Below are 15,546 nucleotides of genomic sequence, written 5' to 3'. Positions count from 1 at the left end.
CTCCTAACGATCCGGGCGGGACGGCAGCCCCGCCCGGATTGATCTTATTTTTACTTGAGATCCTTCTGGATCTGTTCGTACAGGCCGGCCGACCACTTCGGGAACTGGGTGTAGACGACCTTCGTGGCGTCGCGGAACGGCGCCGGGTCGGGCTGGATCACGGTGACGCCGGACGCCTTCATCTTCTCGATGAACTCGGCGTCCTGCTCGGCGGCCAGCTTCTGGCTGTAGAGGCCGGCCTCGTAGCCGGTCTCGTGGACCATCTTCACGACGTCCGCCGGCAGCTTGCTGAAGAAGGCTTCGCCGCCGACCCAGACCGACGTGTTGGTCAGATAGCCGACGAGGCTGAGATACTTGGCCTGCTCATGCAGCTTGGCGCCGTACAGCACGGAGATCGGGTTCTCCACGCCGTCGATCAGGCCGGTGGTCAGGGCCGGGTAGACCTCGCCCAGCGGCATCGGCGTCGCGGTGGCGCCCATCGCCTCGATCGTCTTGATCTGCATCACGTTGTTCGGGACGCGGATCTTCATGCCCTTGAGGTCGGCGGGCGTGTTGATCGGCTTCTTGGCGAGGATGTGGCGCACGCCGTACAGGTAGTTGGACATGACGATGTGCACGCCCTTCTTGCGCAGCCCCTCGTCCTTCTTCTTGAACCAGTCGCTCTCATAGATCTTGAAGAGCTTCTGGGGGTCGTCGGTCAGGTACGGGCCGAACAGAACGCCGAGGTCCGGGTCGTAATCCTGCAGAAAGCCGACGTCGGACAGGGTGATGACGTTCATGCCCATCATCGCCTGTTCCATCACGTCCTTCTTGGCGCCCAGCTGGGAGCTGGGGAACAGCTTCAGGGTGACGTCGCCCTTGCTCTTCTCCTTCAGAAGGTCGGCCCAGTGATGCATCACCCGGTCGAGCGGCTCGCCCGGATTGTTCTCGTAGGCGACCATGATCTCGGTCTTGGCCATGGCGCCGGACGCGGCACCGATGGACAGCACGCACGCGGCAAGGGCGGACGCCAGAAAGCGCTTCATTATTTCCTCCATAGTGGATGCCGGGGAGCCCGTCTGTGGACGTGGCTCATGGACGGGTCCCGCCGACGGGGCGGGGCCCGGCGGCGGGACCGGCACGCCCCGCCGCGGCAGTTCTGAGGGTGACGGCGCCTTGCGGGCGCCGCCGGAAGGGTCAGCGCTCGATCATCACCTTGACCGTGGTGTCGCGCTCCTTGGCCCAGTAAGGCAGGGCCTTGTCGGCCTCCTCGAACGGGAAGACCTTGGAGATCAGGTCGTCGGGGGCGTGGCCGAGCGTTTCGAGATAGCGGATGACGGCCTGGAAATCCTCGGAGGTCGCGTTGCGCGACCCCATGATGTCCAGCTCCTTCAGGTTGAAGAACTGTGTCTTGTAGGACACCGGCTCCTTGGCGTAGCCGATATAGACGACGCGGCCGGCGAAGGACACGAGGTCGATGGCCTGGGTGAAGGTAGCCGGCAGGCCGACCGCCTCGATCACCACGTCGGCGCCGTCGCCGTTGGTCAGCTCCATGACGCGGGCGGCCACGTCCTCCTTGCCGGCGTCGATGACGTGGGCGGCGCCGTAGCGGCGGGCCAGACCGGTCTTCGCCTCGCCGATGTCCACGGCGATCACCGTGGCGCCGCGATGGACGGAGCCGGCGATGGCGCCCATGCCGATCATGCCGCAGCCCAGCACCAGCACGGTGTCGGCCGCCTCGACGCGGCCGCGCGCCGCGGCGTGGAAGCCGACCGACAGCGGCTCGACCAGCGCCAGATGGCGCGGCGCCAGCGTATCGTTCAGGATCAGCTTGCCGTAGGGCAGGACGATGCGCTCCGCCAAGCCGCCGTTCTGCTGCACGCCCAGCGTGCGGTTGCTGCGGCAGGCGTTGACCCGGCCCTTGCGGCAGGACGGGCAGGTGCCGCAGGCGGTGTAGGGAATGACGATGGCGCGCCGCCCCACGGTGTAGTCGGCCGGAACGCCCTCACCCACCGCGGCGATCTCGCCGCCGATCTCGTGGCCGGGGATGCGCGGCAGCGAGACCAGCGGATTCAGTCCCTTGAAGGTGCTGAGATCGCTGCCGCACAGGGCGACATGGCGGATCGCCAGCAGCACCTCGCCGGGGCCGGGAGTCGGCTCCGCCACCTCGTGGATCGCGCAGACGTCCACGCCTTCGATCATCAGTGCTTTCACCGGTGTGGTCCTTTTTCTTCAGGAAACGGACGTGTTCAGGACGCGGGCGCAGCCGAGGGCTGCGCTTCCTGGTTGAACACGCTCTCGCTGAAATGGAAGTGTGCGTTGCTGGCCTCGACGGCCTTCTCGACGGAGCGCTCACGCAGCGCTGCGATGATCTGGCGATGATAATCGACCGTGGTCGGCCCGATCACCGCGTTGCTCTTGCCGATCTCCATGTAATAGATCATCGGCTGGGACATCGCCTGATACATCTTCTGCAACATGGAGTTGCGGGACGCGGCGACGATGGCGGCATGGAAGCGGAAATCCACCTCCGCCGCTTCGCGCACCGTCAACTGGTGCTCCATGTCCTCGGCCAGACGGTCCAGCGCGTCGATCTCCGCGTCGCTGATCTGCTGGACGACTTCCGGCAGGACGCCGATTTCGATGATCCGGCGGAACTGCAACACTTCCCGGCAAGTCTTGACGCTGCGGTCGAAGCATTGATCGAGGATGCGGAACATCGCCTCGATGTCAGGCTTGCAGACACGCGGTCCGCGCTGGGTCTTGTCCACCAGCCCGTAGGCTTCGAGGAAAATGATGACTTCCCGGATCGTGTTGCGGCTGACGCCGAACCGCTCCGCCAGCAGCCGCTCGTTCGGCAGCAGATCGCCGGGCTGATAGCGCTCCGGGATCTCCTTGCGGAGTTCCTCGAAGATGGCCTTGACCGTTGAGACGCCGTTCATGATCGCACTGCGTGAGTTTGGTCCAACAATTGGACAATTGATGGCAAACGATAGCACCGTGCGACGGCACACGAAACGGCAAAGAGAGTCAGAAAATGTTGAAAACAGCGCTGCTAACGCATGATGCGAAATTGCCGCGCTGCATTATGAGGAGGAATAGCGAGAATCATCTGTTCAGTTCTCGCAAACAGGACTCATCGCCACGGCGGCGGCTTTCCGCGCGACAAGTTTGTGCGCTCAAGCGCGCCGACCAATTCCCCCAAGCGGAGCGGCAAATCGCTTCCGGAGAGAGTCAGAGGGACGGGCGGCCGACGCGGGCGTCCCAGCCCAGGATCGCGACCTCGGCCACGGCTTCCAGTTCGGCGCGCTCCGCACCGTCGCGGGCGAGGATCGACATGCCGGCCTGCACCGTCTGCACGAAACGGGCGAGCGCGTGGAGATCGACCGAGGCCGGAATTTCGCCCTCGGCCACGGCCCGCTTCAGGCGCTCCGTCAACAGGCCGACCGCCGACGTCCGCGCCGACCGCAACGCGGCGCCCAGTTCGGCGTGCCCCTCGCTGCCGACTGCGGCGAGCGTCACCATGCAGCCGCGCGGGATGTCGCCGCGACAGCCGGTGAGCGCCGAGGCCGAGTCCATCAGCAGCGCCATGACCGCCTCGCGGGCCGTGCCGGCGGTGAGGAACCGCCCCCAGACGAGCCCCTCGTAGCTTTTGCGGTAATGGTCCACCGCTTCGAGGTAGAGCGCCTCCTTCGAGCCGAAGGCGGCGTAGAGGCTTGGGGAGCCGATCCCCATGGCCTCCGTCAGGTCGGCGATGGACGTCGCCTCGTAACCCTTGCTCCAGAACAGGCGGGTCGCCTGGGTCAGAGCGGCCTCGCGGTCGAACGCGCGGGGCCGTCCGCGCCCACGGGCGGGGGGCGGCGCGTCGGTCCTGTGGTCGGCGGGCGGCGTCGGTGGTGATTTCTGCATCAATCACTATTTAATCCCGCCGCCGCGTGGGGGCAATGGGCCTCGGCGGGCGGATGACGGCTGGCGTCTTATTTTTGAGTTGATCGATACAAAAATCATTGACCGGTGCGCTGGGAGCCTCTAGCTATTTTTGTATCGAACGACACAAAAAGGAACGGTCATGGGTGAGGCAATTGGTGAGCTGGTTGGAAAACGCGCCCTGGTGACGGGCGGCTCGCGCGGCATCGGCGCCGCCATCGCGCTGGCGCTCGCCGACAAGGGCGCGGATGTGGCGATCTCCTACGAGCGGTCGGCCGGGCGCGCCGCCGACGTCGTCCGGGCGATCGAGGCGAAGGGCCGGCGCGCGGTCGCCGTTCAGGCCGACAGCGCCGACCCGGCGGCCATGGCGGCCCTGGTCGGCCGGACGGTGGAGGCGCTCGGCGGCCTCGACGTCCTGGTCAACAACGCCGGCATCGCCCGCCAGGGCATGGTCGCGGAGATGAGCCTCGCCGACATCGACGCGCTTCTGAACGTCAACGTGCGCGCCGCGGTGCTCGTCGCGCAGGCGGCCATCCCGCATCTGAAGGAGGGGGGGCGCATCGTCTTCATCGGGTCGTGCCTCGCCGACCGCATCACCGCTCCGGGCGTCACCGTCTATTCGATGACCAAGTCGGCGCAGATCGCCCTGACGCACGGCCTCGCCCGCGAACTCGGCCCGCGCGACATCACGGTGAATCTCGTCCAGCCGGGCGCGACCGACACCGACATGAATCCGGCGAACGGCGATCATGCCGAAATCCTGCGCTCGCAGACGCCGCTCGGCCGCTACGGCAAGCCGGAGGACGTGGCGGCGGCGGTGGCCTTCCTGGCCAGTCCGGCGGCCCGGCAGATCTCCGGGGCCACCCTGACGGTGGACGGCGGCCTGAACGCCTGAGAGCCTGAACGCCCGAAAGCGGAACCGGTTCGGGGAAGCCTTTGTTCGAAAAGGCTCTCCGGACGGCACCGGCCAAGGATTAACGATCCGTTGACGACGAATATGGGGCGACCCGAGGAGCGCCAACACCAGCACCGACGTCAGCAACGGAGACGCCACAGATGCGGCACGCACCGATGATAACGGCCGATTCCCCCGCAACCCGGCCGCCGCCGCGGAGCGTGGCCCGATGAGCCGTTCCGCGACGCTCGACGGGCTGCGGGGCTATTTCCTCGTCTTCATGATGGTCAACCATGTGGTGCTGGCCGGCGGCGTGCTGCTCGCCAAGGTCAACCACGCCGAACTCGGCTATGTGCAGGACGCCCAGGGCTTCGTCCTGCTGTCGGGCATCGTCGCCGGAATGTACTACACCCGCGTCTGGACCCAGCGTTCGCCCGAGGCCGCCCGGCGGCGCCTGTTCGCCCGTGCCCGCGAGCTGTACGTCTCGACCATGCTGGTGATCGCGCTGGTCACCGCCATGGTGGTGCTGGTCCCCGGCGCGCGGGAGCCGCTGGGCGGCTTCCTCGGGCATCTGGCCTGGCTGGAGCCCGGCACCCTGCTGGCCAGCGCGCTCCTCCTGCATTCGCCGACCTTCACGGATCTGCTGATCCAGTACATCCTCTACCTCGCGGCGACCCCGCTGCTGCTCCGCCTGATCCTCGACGGCCACGCCCGCAAGGTCGCGCTGGGCAGCGCCGCGCTGTGGGCCGCCGTGCAGATGGGCCTGCATGTGCCGGTGCTGACCGCGCTCGACGGCGTGCTGGGGCGGCTCGGCGACGGGCTGGCGGTGCGCGGGCCGTTCAACCCGCTCGCCTGGCAGGTGCTCTACGTCGCCGGTCTGCTGATCGGCAGTGCCGTGCAGCGGGGCCGCTTCGACGCCGACCGCTGGTTTCCGGTCGAGCGGCCGCCCTGGCTGGTTCCGGCGCTGGTGACCGTGGTGGTCTGCGCGGCCTGGCATCTGTCCTTCGTCCATGAGCTGGTCAGCCCGATCGTCGGCGAGCGTTTCCTGCGCTACGTCGACCGCACCGAGTTCAGCCTCGTCTACCTCGCGAACTTCGCGGCGCTGGCCTACGTCGTGTCCTGGCTGCTCATCGCCGGGCCGCGGTCGTCCCACCCGGTCGCCGCCGGCACCGCCCGGCTGCTCACCGCGCTGTTCAACCTGCCCTTCCTCCGGCTGCTGGGGCGGCACTCGCTGCAGGTCTATCTGTTCCACGTCCTGGTCGCCTACGCGATCCTGCTGATCGACCTGTTCGGCGGCCCCTTCAACCAGCCGACCAAGGCGGTCCTGCTGCTCGCCAGCGTGGCCAGCCTCGCCATCCCCGCCCTATGGCGCGAGCGGAGCCGCGCCAAGCCGGCGGAGCGGGGCGCCGTCCGGATGGGCTCGTCCCGGGGCTGAGCGCGCCGGGGGCTTGGACGGACGGGACCTGTCTTGTCCTGGACAAGCCCGCCCCGCTGGGTCAAAGAGAAAGCATCAAAAGTGGTGGGACCGCTGGAAGGGCCATCGCCCGGCCGATCCCCGCCCGCCCTTTCGCTGCTGAGGACGATCGATCCGCGTGACGAGACGCGCCCATCATCGGTGGTTGGGGACCCTGGCCGCCGCCCTGTTGGCGGTGGCGCTGGCTCCCCTGCCGGCGCAGGCCGACCCCCGCTTCGTGCCCGGCCCCTGCTGGTTCTCCGTGCCGGAGGGCGAGGCGGCGCTGTGCGGGACCGTCGGCGTGCCCGACCGGCGCGACCGGCCGGCGACGCGGGCCTTCCGCCTGCCGGTCGTCGTCCTGCTGTCCACCGCCAAGCAGCCGTCCCCCGACCCGGTCCTGTTCCTGGAGGGCGGCCCCGGCGCCTCCCCCTTCGGCAGCGGCGAGGCGGTGGAGGAGCGGATGGAGGTGTGGTGGTCGCTGACCGCCGGTTTCCGCCGGTCGCGCCACGTCGTGCTGTTCGACCCGCGCGGCGTCGGGCGGGCCGAGCCGGACACCGATTGCCCGGAGCTGGACGTGCTGGGCGCCTCGCCCCGCCTCCGCCCGGTGTCGCGGGACCGCCGCGCCGCGCTGGAGCGCACGGCCATCGCCGCCTGCCGCGACCGCTTCACCGCCGCCGGGCTGGATGGCGCCATGTTCACCACCCCCATCGCCGCCGACGACGCCATGGACGTCGCCGCGGCGCTGGGCGCGCAGCGGGTCAATCTGTTCGCCGTGTCCTACGGCACGCGGGTGGCGCTGGAGATCCTGCGGCGCCACGGCGGGCGGGTGCGCGCGGCGGTGCTCGATTCCATCTACCCGCCCGACGTCAACGCGACGGAGGAGGCGCCCTGGCTGGCGCACCGGGCGTTCAAGCGGCTGTTCGACGATTGCGCGGCCAACCGCGTGTGCCGCGCCGCCTATCCGGACCTGGAGCGCCATCTCCTGGAGCTGGTCGAGCGGCTGGGCAAGGCCCCGGTGGACGTGCCGGTGGGCGATCCGGAGATTCCGCGCTGGGCGCGGCTGGACAGCGGCGCCGCCCTGTCGGCCCTGCTGGAAGCGATGGCCGAGGGCGAGAGCGTGCCCCGCCTGCCCGCCCTGATCGAACGGGCGTGGCGTGGGCGGTACGACCGCCTGACCGACTGGGTGCCCGCCCCCTGGCTGGGCGACCCCGACTCGGCGGAAGGCATGGCCTTCTCCATCGAATGCCGGGAGACGGTGAACCCCGCCGACCCGCTGCGGCTGGCCGACGCCGCCCGCCGCTTCGCCCCCTATGGCGCCGTCACCGCCGACGATCCCGGCCGGCGGGTCTGCGCCCAATGGCCCGCCGCCGCGCAGGAGGCGTCGGAGCGGCTGCCGGTGGCCAGCCCGGTGCCGGTGCTTCTGCTGTCCGGCGCCTATGACCCGCTGACCCCGCCGGAATGGGCAGAGCGCGCCGCGACGACCCTGCCGAAAAGCCGGCATCTGGTCTTCCGCAGCGTCGGCCATCTGGTCACCGCGTCGGACGACTGCGCCGTCGCCGCCGCCACCCAGTTCGTGGATTCGGAAACCCTGCCCGCCAACGCCTGCCCGGCGGCGGCCAAGCCGCCGGGGTTCCAGCCGCCGTGAGCCCCAGGGACAGGCTTACTTCAGCGCGTCCAGCATGAAGGCCGGCAGGGCGAAGCTGGCGACGTGGATGTCGGGCGTGTAGTAGCGGGTGACCAGCCCCGCCGCCGCGAAGCGCGGACGGATCGCCTCCGCCGTCTGGCGGCGCAGCGCAGCGTCGTCGGTGGCCCAGCCGAAGGCCATGAAGCCCCCGTAATAGCTGGGCACCGGCGCCACGAAGAAGCCGGCATCCCCGAACAGCCGGCCCAGCCGCCGGTGGCTGTCCTTCAGCTCGCCCGGCTGGAGGAACGGCACGCCGTTCTGGGTGACCAGCACGCCGCCGGGGGTCAGCCGCGCCTTGCAGTCGGCGTAGAACTCCTCGGTGAAGAGGACGGCGCCCGGCCCGTGGGGGTCGGTGGAATCGACGATGATGACGTCGAACCGCTCCGTGGTCTCCTTGACGAAGGCGCAGCCGTCGGCGATCACCAGATCCGTGCGCGGATCGTCGAAGGCGCCGGCGCTGATCGACGGCAGATGGGCGATGGACAGATCGACCACGGAACGGTCGATCTCCACCATCGTCACCCGCTCCACCGCCCTGTGCTCCAGGCAGCGGCGCAGCATACCGCCGTCGCCGCCGCCGACGATCAGGACGCGGCGGACGCGCCCATGCGCCAGGATCGGCACATGGGTCAGCATCTCGTGATAGACGAACTCGTCGCCTTCGGTGGTCTGGACGACACCGTCGAGCGCCATCACGCGGCCCAGGACCGGGTTCTCGAAGATCACCAGATCCTGGAGGCCGGTGCGGTCGCGGTGCAGGACGCGGCCCATGCGCAGGCGCTGGGCCACGTCCGTATGCAGCGTCTCGTCGTACCAGCCGGAGCCGGAGTCGCTCATGACCCGGTTTCGCCGCGCAGCAGTTCGTCGCACTTCACGCCCGTGGGCTTGAAGGCGCGTTCCAACACGGGGATGGCCTTCATCGGCTGGGCGTCGCCGCACATGAAGATGTCCAGAGCGGCGTAGCCGCGCTCCGGCCAGGTGTGGATGCTGATGTGCGACTCGGCGAGCACCGCCACGCCGGAGATGCCGCCGTTCGGCGTGAAATGGTGCAGGTGGATGTGCAGGAGCGTCGCCCCCGCCACCTCGACGGATTCGATCAGCGTGGAGCGGACATGGTCCAGCTCGTCCAGACGTTCGGCGCCCCACAGATCGACGATCAGGTGCGTGCCGGCGCAGACCTTGCCATCGCGGACGATGAAATGGTCCTTGCGATCGTCTTGGTATTCCTTCCAGGGACCAGAAGTGACGTTGGTCCGGCTGGAGATTTGACCTTCCGTTTGGGCTTTCCTTGGATCGCTTCCCAAGTCCATCCCCAATTGGAAGAGAGAAGCGGTCTTCGCCATCGTTCTCCCCCATCAGCAGATGTTCCGCGCAGCTGTCGCGGAGAAGGGGGGCATATGGGACAAATTCGCATGCGAATCAACAGAATTCTGTCCAGCCCTGCCCTTTGTGCTTTGTCGCGGCGCTCTGGCGCTCTGGCGCGGTGCGGGCGCATAATCGCGTGTCCGCCGCCGTCCGGAGCGGTTCGGAGGGTCCTTCTGGAGTTCATTGCCATGAACCGCAAACCGCTGATCGGCGTTCCCGCCTGCACCCGCATGATGGGCGAGCATCCCTTCCACGTCGTCGGCGACAAGTATGTCCGCGCGGTGTCGGACGGGGCCGGCGGCATGCCGCTGCTGATCCCGGCGCTGGGGACCGCGCTGGACATGGACGACATGGCCGGGCAACTCGACGGGCTGCTGGTCACCGGAAGCCCGTCGAACGTCGAACCGCACCGCTACGGCGGGTCGCCCAGCGAGCCGGGCACTCTGCACGACCCCGAGCGCGACGACACCACCCTGCCGCTGATCCGTGCCGCGCTGGAGATGGGCGTTCCGTTGCTGGGCATCTGCCGCGGCTTTCAGGAGTTGAACGTGGCGCTGGGCGGCACGCTGCACCAGCGGGTGCACGAGGTGCCGGGCTACGCCAACCACCGCGAGGACAAGGAGGCGCCGCTGGCCGTGCAGTACGGGCCGTCGCACAGCGTGAGGCTGACCCCCGGCGGCGTGCTGGAAGGGCTGGCCGGCGGTGCCGCGGCGGTCACGGTGAACTCCCTGCACGGGCAGGGGATCGACCGGCTGGCCGATGGACTGATCGTGGAGGCGATGGCCGAGGACGGGCTGGTCGAGGCGGTGCGGGTGGCGGGGGCGCCGGCCTTCGCCTTGGCCGTGCAGTGGCACCCGGAATGGCGGTTCTGGGAGAACCCGCTGTCGGCGGCGATCCTGCGCGCCTTCGGAAGCGCCGCCGCCGACCGGGCGCGGCGGCGCCTTTCCTGAAAGATGGTTTCAGGACAATAGATTACGTCAACAATTGGCGAGTGCCGCGTGCCCAGGAATTGGGCACGCCGCCCTTACCCCAACGGCTTCAGCCGGCCCGCGAGATGCGGCGGAGGAAGTCGATGAGCTGCGCCTGCTCCTCGGCCGAGAGATCCTTCACCATGGCCTTGTCATGGGCCTGGATGCGCGGAATCAGCTCGTCCAGCAACTTCTCCCCTTCCGGGGACAGGCGGAGCGCGTAGGAGCGGCGGTCGTTGGGCGAGGGCGCCCGGATGACCAGACCGCGCGACTCGAGCCGGTCGATGACCGCGACCATGGTCGAACGGTCGATGCCCACCGCCGAGCCCAGGTCGGACTGCGACAAGCCCTCGTTCTCCTTGATCATGATCAGGACGCCGAATTGCCCCGGCGTCATGTCGTGGGGCGCCACGGCGTTCTGGAAGCTCTGGAACACGGCCACCTGCGCCTTGCGCAGATTGTAGCCGACGAGCTCCGGCAGAGGGCCGAGGGCCATCTTTCCGGTCTTGCTCGGACGCTGGCGGGTGCGCCGGTCCGAGGGGGTGGGGCGATCGATGTCGGTCAACGTGAAAGCCGTCGTTTATTGACTAGTCTATTGGTCGTGTAAAATGCAGGCAGGTGCCGATTTTGTCAGCAAGAACCACACAATCCGCCTCATATGCATAGCACCTATTCCCGTTACGCATTGGTTCCGCCCGGAAGCGGCTCCACCTCTAGCCCTATGAAGTGATCGCGCTCCTGACACCGGCCCCCCCGGAAACAGGCATGCCGGCGCGGTTGCCCGTCGACGGTTCATTCCCCTGCCGCGGACGGGCTCCAACAACGGAGCTTCCGACGCCCGGTCCCCCCCAGGCCGGGCGTCTTCGCGCCAAAGCCCCGGCCCGACGGCTGGGGCTTTTTTCTGATGCTCTTTCCGGTAGGGTGGTTGCCCGAACCGCACCCCCTCCGAAAGAAAGGCGCGCCATGGCCTACGCCATTCCCCTGTGGCCCCAGCCCACCGTTCCGGTCGCCGGCGGCGATCCGTTCCCGGTCCGCCGCATCTACTGCGTCGGCCGCAACTACGCCGCCCATGCCCGTGAGATGGGCGCCGATCCGGACCGCGAGCCGCCGTTCTTCTTCATGAAGCCCGCCGACGCCATCGTCGCCGACGGCACCGCCATCCCCTACCCGCCCCGGACCGCCAACCTGCACCATGAGATCGAGCTGGTCGTGGCCATCGGCACCGGCGGGCGCGACATCCCGGTGGAGCGCGCGCTGGACCATGTCTACGGCTATGGCGTGGGGCTGGACATGACCCGCCGCGACCTGCAGAACGCGGCGAAGAAGGAAGGCAAGCCCTGGGACATGGGCAAGGGCTTCGACCAGTCCGCCCCCTGCGGAACGCTGCGCCGCGCCGCCGACATCGGCCATCCCGACAAGGGGGCGGTGACGCTGTCGGTCAATGGCGAGCCGCGCCAGAAGGGCGACCTGTCGGACCTGATCTGGACCGTGTCCGAAACGATTTCCTACCTGTCGGGTCTGGTCGAGCTTCAGCCGGGCGACCTGATCTACACCGGCACGCCGGAGGGCGTCGGCCCGGTGGTCGCCGGCGACCGGCTGGAGGGTGCGGTCGAGGGCGTCGGCTCCATCGCCGTCACCATCGCCTGACGCCACGAGAGGAACGGACCGCCGGACGATGCGCATCGCCACCTGGAACATCAACTCCGTCCGCATGCGGATGGACCTGCTGCTGCGCCTCATCGACGAGACGCAGCCGGACGTCATCTGCCTTCAGGAGACCAAGGTCGTCGACGTGGACTTCCCCATGGCCCCGCTGGCCGAGAAGGGATACGTCCACGCCCACATCCACGGGATGAAGAGCTACAACGGCGTCGCCATCCTGTCGAAGCTGCCCTTCGCGTCGCGCGACGTGCAGCACTGGTGCGGCAAGCAGGACTGCCGCCACGTCTTCGCCGAACTGCCCGGCGGGATCGAGCTGCACAGCGTCTACATCCCGGCGGGCGGGGACATTCCGGACCCGGAACAGAACGACAAGTTCGCCCACAAACTTCAGTTCGTGGACGAAATGACCGAGTGGTGGACGACCCGGCGCAGCCCGGACCGCCGCATGGTCATGGTCGGCGACCTGAACATCGCGCCGCTGGAGAACGATGTCTGGAGCCACAAGGAGCTTCTGAAGATCGTTTCCCACACGCCGGTGGAGGTGGCGAAGCTGACGGCGATGCAGGCGTCCATCGGCTGGGTCGACGCGCTGCGCCATTTCGTTCCGCCCACGGAAAAGCTTTACACGTGGTGGAGCTACCGGGCGAAGGACTGGGCGGCTTCCGACCGCGGCCGGCGGCTGGACCACATCTGGGTCACCCCGCCGCTGAAGGACGCGCTGACCGGCCACCGCGTCCTGCGCGAGGCCCGCGGTTGGGAGCCCAAGCCGTCCGACCATGTTCCGGTGATGGTCGATCTCGCGTTGTGATGCGCTGAGTCACGGCGCCGTCAGCGGCACGTTCATCGCTACGACCGACGGCGTCCCGTCCTCCGCGACCCGGAAGCGGTGGGCGCAGCTGTCGGTCAGGCGGTGGGCGGGCTTGCCCACCATGTCCCAGCCGGTGGCCAGCGCGTAGAGCGCCCGCATTACCCCGTTGTGGGCCACCGCCCCGGTCGGCACGCCCCCAGCACCGACCTCGGCCAGCCAGGGGATCAGCCGGTTCTGCACGTCGCGCGGGCTTTCCCCGCCCGGCGCCCGGAAGTCGAGGCCCATCCGTTCGCGGTCCGCGGTCAGGGCGCCGCTCGACCGCAACTCCTCCAGCAGGCGGCCTTCCCACACCCCCCAGCTCATCTCGACCAGACGCGGTTCCGGCGCCGGGTCGAGGCCGAGCAGCCGGGCCGTCTCCCAGGCCCGCCGCTTCGGGCTGGCGACCCAACGGTAGCCCAGCACGTCCGGCGGCAGCCTCCAGGTCCCGACTCGGGCGCGGCCCTCGTCGGACAACGGCTCGTCGATGCCGCCCTGGAGACGGTGCGCGGCGTTCCAGGCGGTCGGCCCGTGCCGCAGGATGATGAGGTCGGTCATGCGTTCCCTTTCCGCGCGGCGCGCCGGACCACCGCGTCCAGCGCCTCCACCGCGATGGACAGATCGTGTTCCTCGACGGCGATGCGGCGCGCGGCCTCCCCGAAGCGGCGGCGTTTCCCAGGGTCGTCGAGCAGCGCCCTGACGGCGGCGGCGAAGGCCTCCGCGTCGCCCACGGGAGGCAACAGGCCGGTCACCCCGTCGCGCACCACGTCCGGCACCCCTCCCGTGCGTCCCGCAACGACTGGCAGCCCGGCGGCCTGGGCCTCCAGCAGGGCCATGCCGTAGGCTTCGTTCACCGCTGGCCAGACCATCAGGTCGGCGGCGGCGTAGAGGGCGGTGAGGGCGTCCGAACTTTGCTGGCCGAGGAACAAGACTCCCTCCCCTGCGAAGCGGGGGAGGGTTGGGGTGGGGGCAAGTGCGCCTCCCCCGAACAATGTCTCGATCCGGGAACGCGCGGGACCGTCGCCGGCGATCAGCAGATGCGGACTCGCCCCCACCCCGGCCCTCCCCCGCTGGGCGGGGGAGGGAGAGAGGGCTTGCGCCAGGATCTCGTAGGAGCGTTCCTTGTCACCGCCGCGCATCATGCCGACGGCCAGCAGCCACGGGACGTCCGGGTTCAAGCCATAGAGTTCAGCCAGCGCCGCCCGGTGCCGGTCGCGCTCCGTGGCGGCGGCCGCGAAGGGACGCGTGTCGAGGAAGGGCCGCAGCCGCACCAGCCGGTCCGGCGACCCGAGCAGTGGCAGCACCCCCTCGGCGTCGTGGCCGGCGAGGTTGATGACCGCCGCCGCCTGCCGGATCGCCGCCTCCGCGGCGCGGTGGCCGGCGGCGAAGGGGCCGGTGGCGCGCTTGGCCGCGAAGGACGCCTCCGCCACCACATAGGGGATGCCGAAGCGACGGCTGACCGCCGGGCCGATCCAGTCCGACGCCTTGTGGTACAGGTGGTAGGTGAACCAAAGGTCCGGCGGATCGTCCCGCCAGCGCGCCGTCAGGCGGTCGGCGCAGCGGGTCCCCAGCGCGGCCAGACGCTCCGCCCGGCCCGGACGGCGCCCATCGTCCCAGCTGCGCAACGTGCAGGCCAGCGTCACCCTGTGCCCGGCCGCCTCCAGCGCGGCCATCAGCAGCCGGGCCATGCGCCGGTCGCCCGAGGGCACCGGGTGGGTCGGGGATTTCAGCGGGGCGTAGAAGGCGATGCGCATCGCGGCCCCGGTGACGTGAAGGGAAGGACGCTCAGAACGGGGTCGGTTCCCGCGCGCAGACGACCCGGTTCCGTCCGGCGGCCTTGGCGCGGTACAGCGCCTCGTCCGCGCTGGACAACATGGCGTCCACGTCGCGCGTCCCGGCGGCGCAGCAGGCCACGCCGATCGACACGGTGAAGCGCACCGTCTCGACTCCCGCCGGTACCGCCAGCTCCGCCGTGCGGCGACGGATGCGCTCCGCCACCATGCGCGCACCGGCGACGTCGGTTTCCGGCAGCAGGATGGCAAACTCCTCGCCGCCGGTGCGGCCCAGCAGGTCGTTCTCCCGCAGCAGGGCGCGGCAGGCGGCGGTGAAGGTCCGCAGCGCCTCGTCTCCCACGGCGTGGCCGTGGGTGTCGTTGATGCTCTTGAAATGGTCGAGGTCGAGCATCAGCAGCGTAACCGGCCGGCCATAGCGGCGGGCGCAGGCCAGCTCCTGCTCCGCCGCTTCGACGAAATGGCGGCGGTTGGACACGCCGGTCAGCGAGTCGGTGATCGAGAGCCGGCGCAGCCGCTCCTCCGACTCCTTCAGAGCCGTCACGTCGTTGATGAGGACGTAGATGACCGGCAACCCGTCCCAGGGCAGGGGCGACATGCTGACCTGGACGCAGGTGCGCTGCCCATCCGTGGACACCATCACCCCGTCCTGGGACCGCACCAGCTCCCGCTCGCGCAGGCAGCGCAGGAAGGCGCCCCGCTGGTCGTCGATGCCCGACTCCTCGACGAAGTCTAGGAAATGGCGCCCGACCAGGGCATCGCCGCTCTGGCCCAGGATGCGCGCCGCCTCCTGGTTGGCGAAGACGATGCCCATTTCCTGATGGATCAACAGCCCGGCGGGCAGCAGGTCGAGCATGTCGCCCAGCTTGCTGCGCGTCAGCGACAGCTCGTGGCTGGTCGCCACGGCATCGCTGTCGTCGTCGAAGTCGATGAAGGAAAGGATTTCCGGTTCGGAGAAGGCGGACAGAGTCGACATGAC

General features: G+C 69.2%; 16 protein-coding genes. 6 read left to right on the top strand and 10 right to left on the bottom strand.

The window, feature by feature from the left end; translation table 11 throughout:
- Positions 1-50 precede the first annotated feature (50 nt).
- The 4 genes from JJL56_RS08760 to JJL56_RS08745 form a co-directional block, all read right to left on the bottom strand.
- Entirely contained in the window at positions 51-1,025 is a 975-nt protein-coding gene (locus JJL56_RS08760; RefSeq protein WP_200484922.1) for a C4-dicarboxylate TRAP transporter substrate-binding protein, read from the bottom strand.
- 151 nt (positions 1,026-1,176) lie between these two features.
- Positions 1,177-2,193, bottom strand: coding sequence for a zinc-binding alcohol dehydrogenase family protein (locus JJL56_RS08755; protein WP_247889252.1), 1,017 nt, complete (start codon positions 2,191-2,193; stop codon positions 1,177-1,179).
- A gap of 35 nt (positions 2,194-2,228) precedes the next feature.
- A complete protein-coding gene (locus JJL56_RS08750) occupies positions 2,229-2,921 on the bottom strand; it encodes a FadR/GntR family transcriptional regulator (protein WP_145623213.1) in 693 nt (230 codons plus the stop codon).
- Positions 2,922-3,213: 292 nt separating this feature from the next.
- Positions 3,214-3,888, bottom strand: a complete 675-nt coding sequence (locus tag JJL56_RS08745) for a TetR/AcrR family transcriptional regulator (protein WP_200484921.1) — start codon at positions 3,886-3,888, stop codon at positions 3,214-3,216.
- Between the two features lie 160 nt (positions 3,889-4,048).
- Between JJL56_RS08745 and JJL56_RS08740 the strand changes: the two genes are divergently transcribed.
- The 3 genes from JJL56_RS08740 to JJL56_RS08730 all read left to right on the top strand — a co-directional run bounded on the left by JJL56_RS08740 (position 4,049) and on the right by JJL56_RS08730 (position 7,899).
- Positions 4,049-4,801 carry an SDR family oxidoreductase gene (locus JJL56_RS08740; RefSeq protein ID WP_200484920.1) on the top strand — a complete coding sequence of 251 codons (753 nt, stop codon included), beginning with the start codon at positions 4,049-4,051 and terminating at the stop codon, positions 4,799-4,801.
- Positions 4,802-5,030: 229 nt separating this feature from the next.
- The gene (locus JJL56_RS08735) at positions 5,031-6,236 is read left to right on the top strand and encodes an OpgC family protein (protein ID WP_200484919.1); all 1,206 of its coding nucleotides are present in this window, start codon (positions 5,031-5,033) and stop codon (positions 6,234-6,236) included.
- A gap of 157 nt (positions 6,237-6,393) precedes the next feature.
- Entirely contained in the window at positions 6,394-7,899 is a 1,506-nt protein-coding gene (locus JJL56_RS08730) for an alpha/beta hydrolase (protein WP_345772554.1), read from the top strand.
- 15 nt (positions 7,900-7,914) lie between these two features.
- On the opposite strand, the gene speE is transcribed toward JJL56_RS08730, so the two are convergent.
- Together speE and speD are read right to left on the bottom strand one after the other, a co-directional pair.
- On the bottom strand, positions 7,915-8,775 hold the full coding sequence (gene speE / locus JJL56_RS08725) for a polyamine aminopropyltransferase (protein ID WP_200484918.1): 861 nt from the start codon (positions 8,773-8,775) through the stop codon (positions 7,915-7,917).
- A complete protein-coding gene (gene speD, locus JJL56_RS08720) occupies positions 8,772-9,281 on the bottom strand; it encodes an adenosylmethionine decarboxylase (protein ID WP_145623209.1) in 510 nt (169 codons plus the stop codon). The genes speE and speD overlap by 4 nt, the downstream gene beginning before the upstream one ends.
- A gap of 210 nt (positions 9,282-9,491) precedes the next feature.
- Here speD and JJL56_RS08715 point away from each other — a divergent pair, with 210 nt between their 5' ends.
- Complete coding sequence (locus tag JJL56_RS08715; protein ID WP_200484917.1) at positions 9,492-10,253, top strand: gamma-glutamyl-gamma-aminobutyrate hydrolase family protein; 762 nt, start codon at positions 9,492-9,494, stop codon at positions 10,251-10,253.
- An 88-nt stretch (positions 10,254-10,341) separates the two neighbouring features.
- Here JJL56_RS08715 and JJL56_RS08710 read toward each other — a convergent pair whose 3' ends face one another.
- A complete protein-coding gene (locus JJL56_RS08710) occupies positions 10,342-10,836 on the bottom strand; it encodes a MarR family winged helix-turn-helix transcriptional regulator (protein ID WP_014238979.1) in 495 nt (164 codons plus the stop codon).
- A gap of 398 nt (positions 10,837-11,234) precedes the next feature.
- On the opposite strand from JJL56_RS08710, the gene JJL56_RS08705 reads away from it, so the two are divergent.
- Both JJL56_RS08705 and xth read left to right on the top strand, forming a co-directional pair.
- Positions 11,235-11,918: a fumarylacetoacetate hydrolase family protein gene (locus JJL56_RS08705; RefSeq protein WP_145623207.1), complete on the top strand. Its 684-nt coding sequence runs from the start codon at positions 11,235-11,237 to the stop codon at positions 11,916-11,918.
- A 28-nt stretch (positions 11,919-11,946) separates the two neighbouring features.
- Complete coding sequence (xth, locus tag JJL56_RS08700; RefSeq protein WP_145623206.1) at positions 11,947-12,741, top strand: exodeoxyribonuclease III; 795 nt, start codon at positions 11,947-11,949, stop codon at positions 12,739-12,741.
- A 9-nt stretch (positions 12,742-12,750) separates the two neighbouring features.
- Here xth and JJL56_RS08695 read toward each other — a convergent pair whose 3' ends face one another.
- Genes JJL56_RS08695 through JJL56_RS08685 form a run of 3 tightly spaced genes read right to left on the bottom strand, consistent with a single transcriptional unit; the run spans position 12,751 to position 15,543 of the window.
- Positions 12,751-13,335, bottom strand: a complete 585-nt coding sequence (locus JJL56_RS08695) for a histidine phosphatase family protein (RefSeq protein WP_145623205.1) — start codon at positions 13,333-13,335, stop codon at positions 12,751-12,753.
- Positions 13,332-14,531 carry a glycosyltransferase family 4 protein gene (locus tag JJL56_RS08690; protein WP_200484916.1) on the bottom strand — a complete coding sequence of 400 codons (1,200 nt, stop codon included), beginning with the start codon at positions 14,529-14,531 and terminating at the stop codon, positions 13,332-13,334. The genes JJL56_RS08695 and JJL56_RS08690 overlap by 4 nt, the downstream gene beginning before the upstream one ends.
- 31 nt (positions 14,532-14,562) lie before the next feature.
- Positions 14,563-15,543: a sensor domain-containing diguanylate cyclase gene (locus tag JJL56_RS08685; protein ID WP_200484915.1), complete on the bottom strand. Its 981-nt coding sequence runs from the start codon at positions 15,541-15,543 to the stop codon at positions 14,563-14,565.
- Positions 15,544-15,546: the final 3 nt, after the last annotated feature.

The organism is Azospirillum aestuarii, assembly GCF_016632405.1.
GTDB classification, from domain to species: domain Bacteria; phylum Pseudomonadota; class Alphaproteobacteria; order Azospirillales; family Azospirillaceae; genus Azospirillum; species Azospirillum aestuarii.
The sequence above is the reverse complement of the archived record's forward strand: the minus strand, read 5'-3'. Positions and strand labels throughout refer to the sequence as shown.

What these genes read in the sequence shown, in the direction of transcription:
- JJL56_RS08760 (WP_200484922.1), bottom strand. Translation starts at nt 1,025, where the DNA reads ATGAAGCGCTTTCTGGCGTCCGCCCTTGCCGCGTGCGTGCTGTCCATC.
- JJL56_RS08750 (WP_145623213.1), bottom strand. Translation starts at nt 2,921, where the DNA reads ATGAACGGCGTCTCAACGGTCAAGGCCATCTTCGAGGAACTCCGCAAG.
- JJL56_RS08745 (WP_200484921.1), bottom strand. Translation starts at nt 3,888, where the DNA reads ATGCAGAAATCACCACCGACGCCGCCCGCCGACCACAGGACCGACGCG.
- JJL56_RS08740 (WP_200484920.1), top strand. Translation starts at nt 4,049, where the DNA reads ATGGGTGAGGCAATTGGTGAGCTGGTTGGAAAACGCGCCCTGGTGACG.
- JJL56_RS08735 (WP_200484919.1), top strand. Translation starts at nt 5,031, where the DNA reads ATGAGCCGTTCCGCGACGCTCGACGGGCTGCGGGGCTATTTCCTCGTC.
- speE (WP_200484918.1), bottom strand. Translation starts at nt 8,775, where the DNA reads ATGAGCGACTCCGGCTCCGGCTGGTACGACGAGACGCTGCATACGGAC.
- speD (WP_145623209.1), bottom strand. Translation starts at nt 9,281, where the DNA reads ATGGCGAAGACCGCTTCTCTCTTCCAATTGGGGATGGACTTGGGAAGC.
- JJL56_RS08715 (WP_200484917.1), top strand. Translation starts at nt 9,492, where the DNA reads ATGAACCGCAAACCGCTGATCGGCGTTCCCGCCTGCACCCGCATGATG.
- JJL56_RS08705 (WP_145623207.1), top strand. Translation starts at nt 11,235, where the DNA reads ATGGCCTACGCCATTCCCCTGTGGCCCCAGCCCACCGTTCCGGTCGCC.
- xth (WP_145623206.1), top strand. Translation starts at nt 11,947, where the DNA reads ATGCGCATCGCCACCTGGAACATCAACTCCGTCCGCATGCGGATGGAC.
- JJL56_RS08695 (WP_145623205.1), bottom strand. Translation starts at nt 13,335, where the DNA reads ATGACCGACCTCATCATCCTGCGGCACGGGCCGACCGCCTGGAACGCC.
- JJL56_RS08690 (WP_200484916.1), bottom strand. Translation starts at nt 14,531, where the DNA reads ATGCGCATCGCCTTCTACGCCCCGCTGAAATCCCCGACCCACCCGGTG.
- JJL56_RS08685 (WP_200484915.1), bottom strand. Translation starts at nt 15,543, where the DNA reads ATGTCGACTCTGTCCGCCTTCTCCGAACCGGAAATCCTTTCCTTCATC.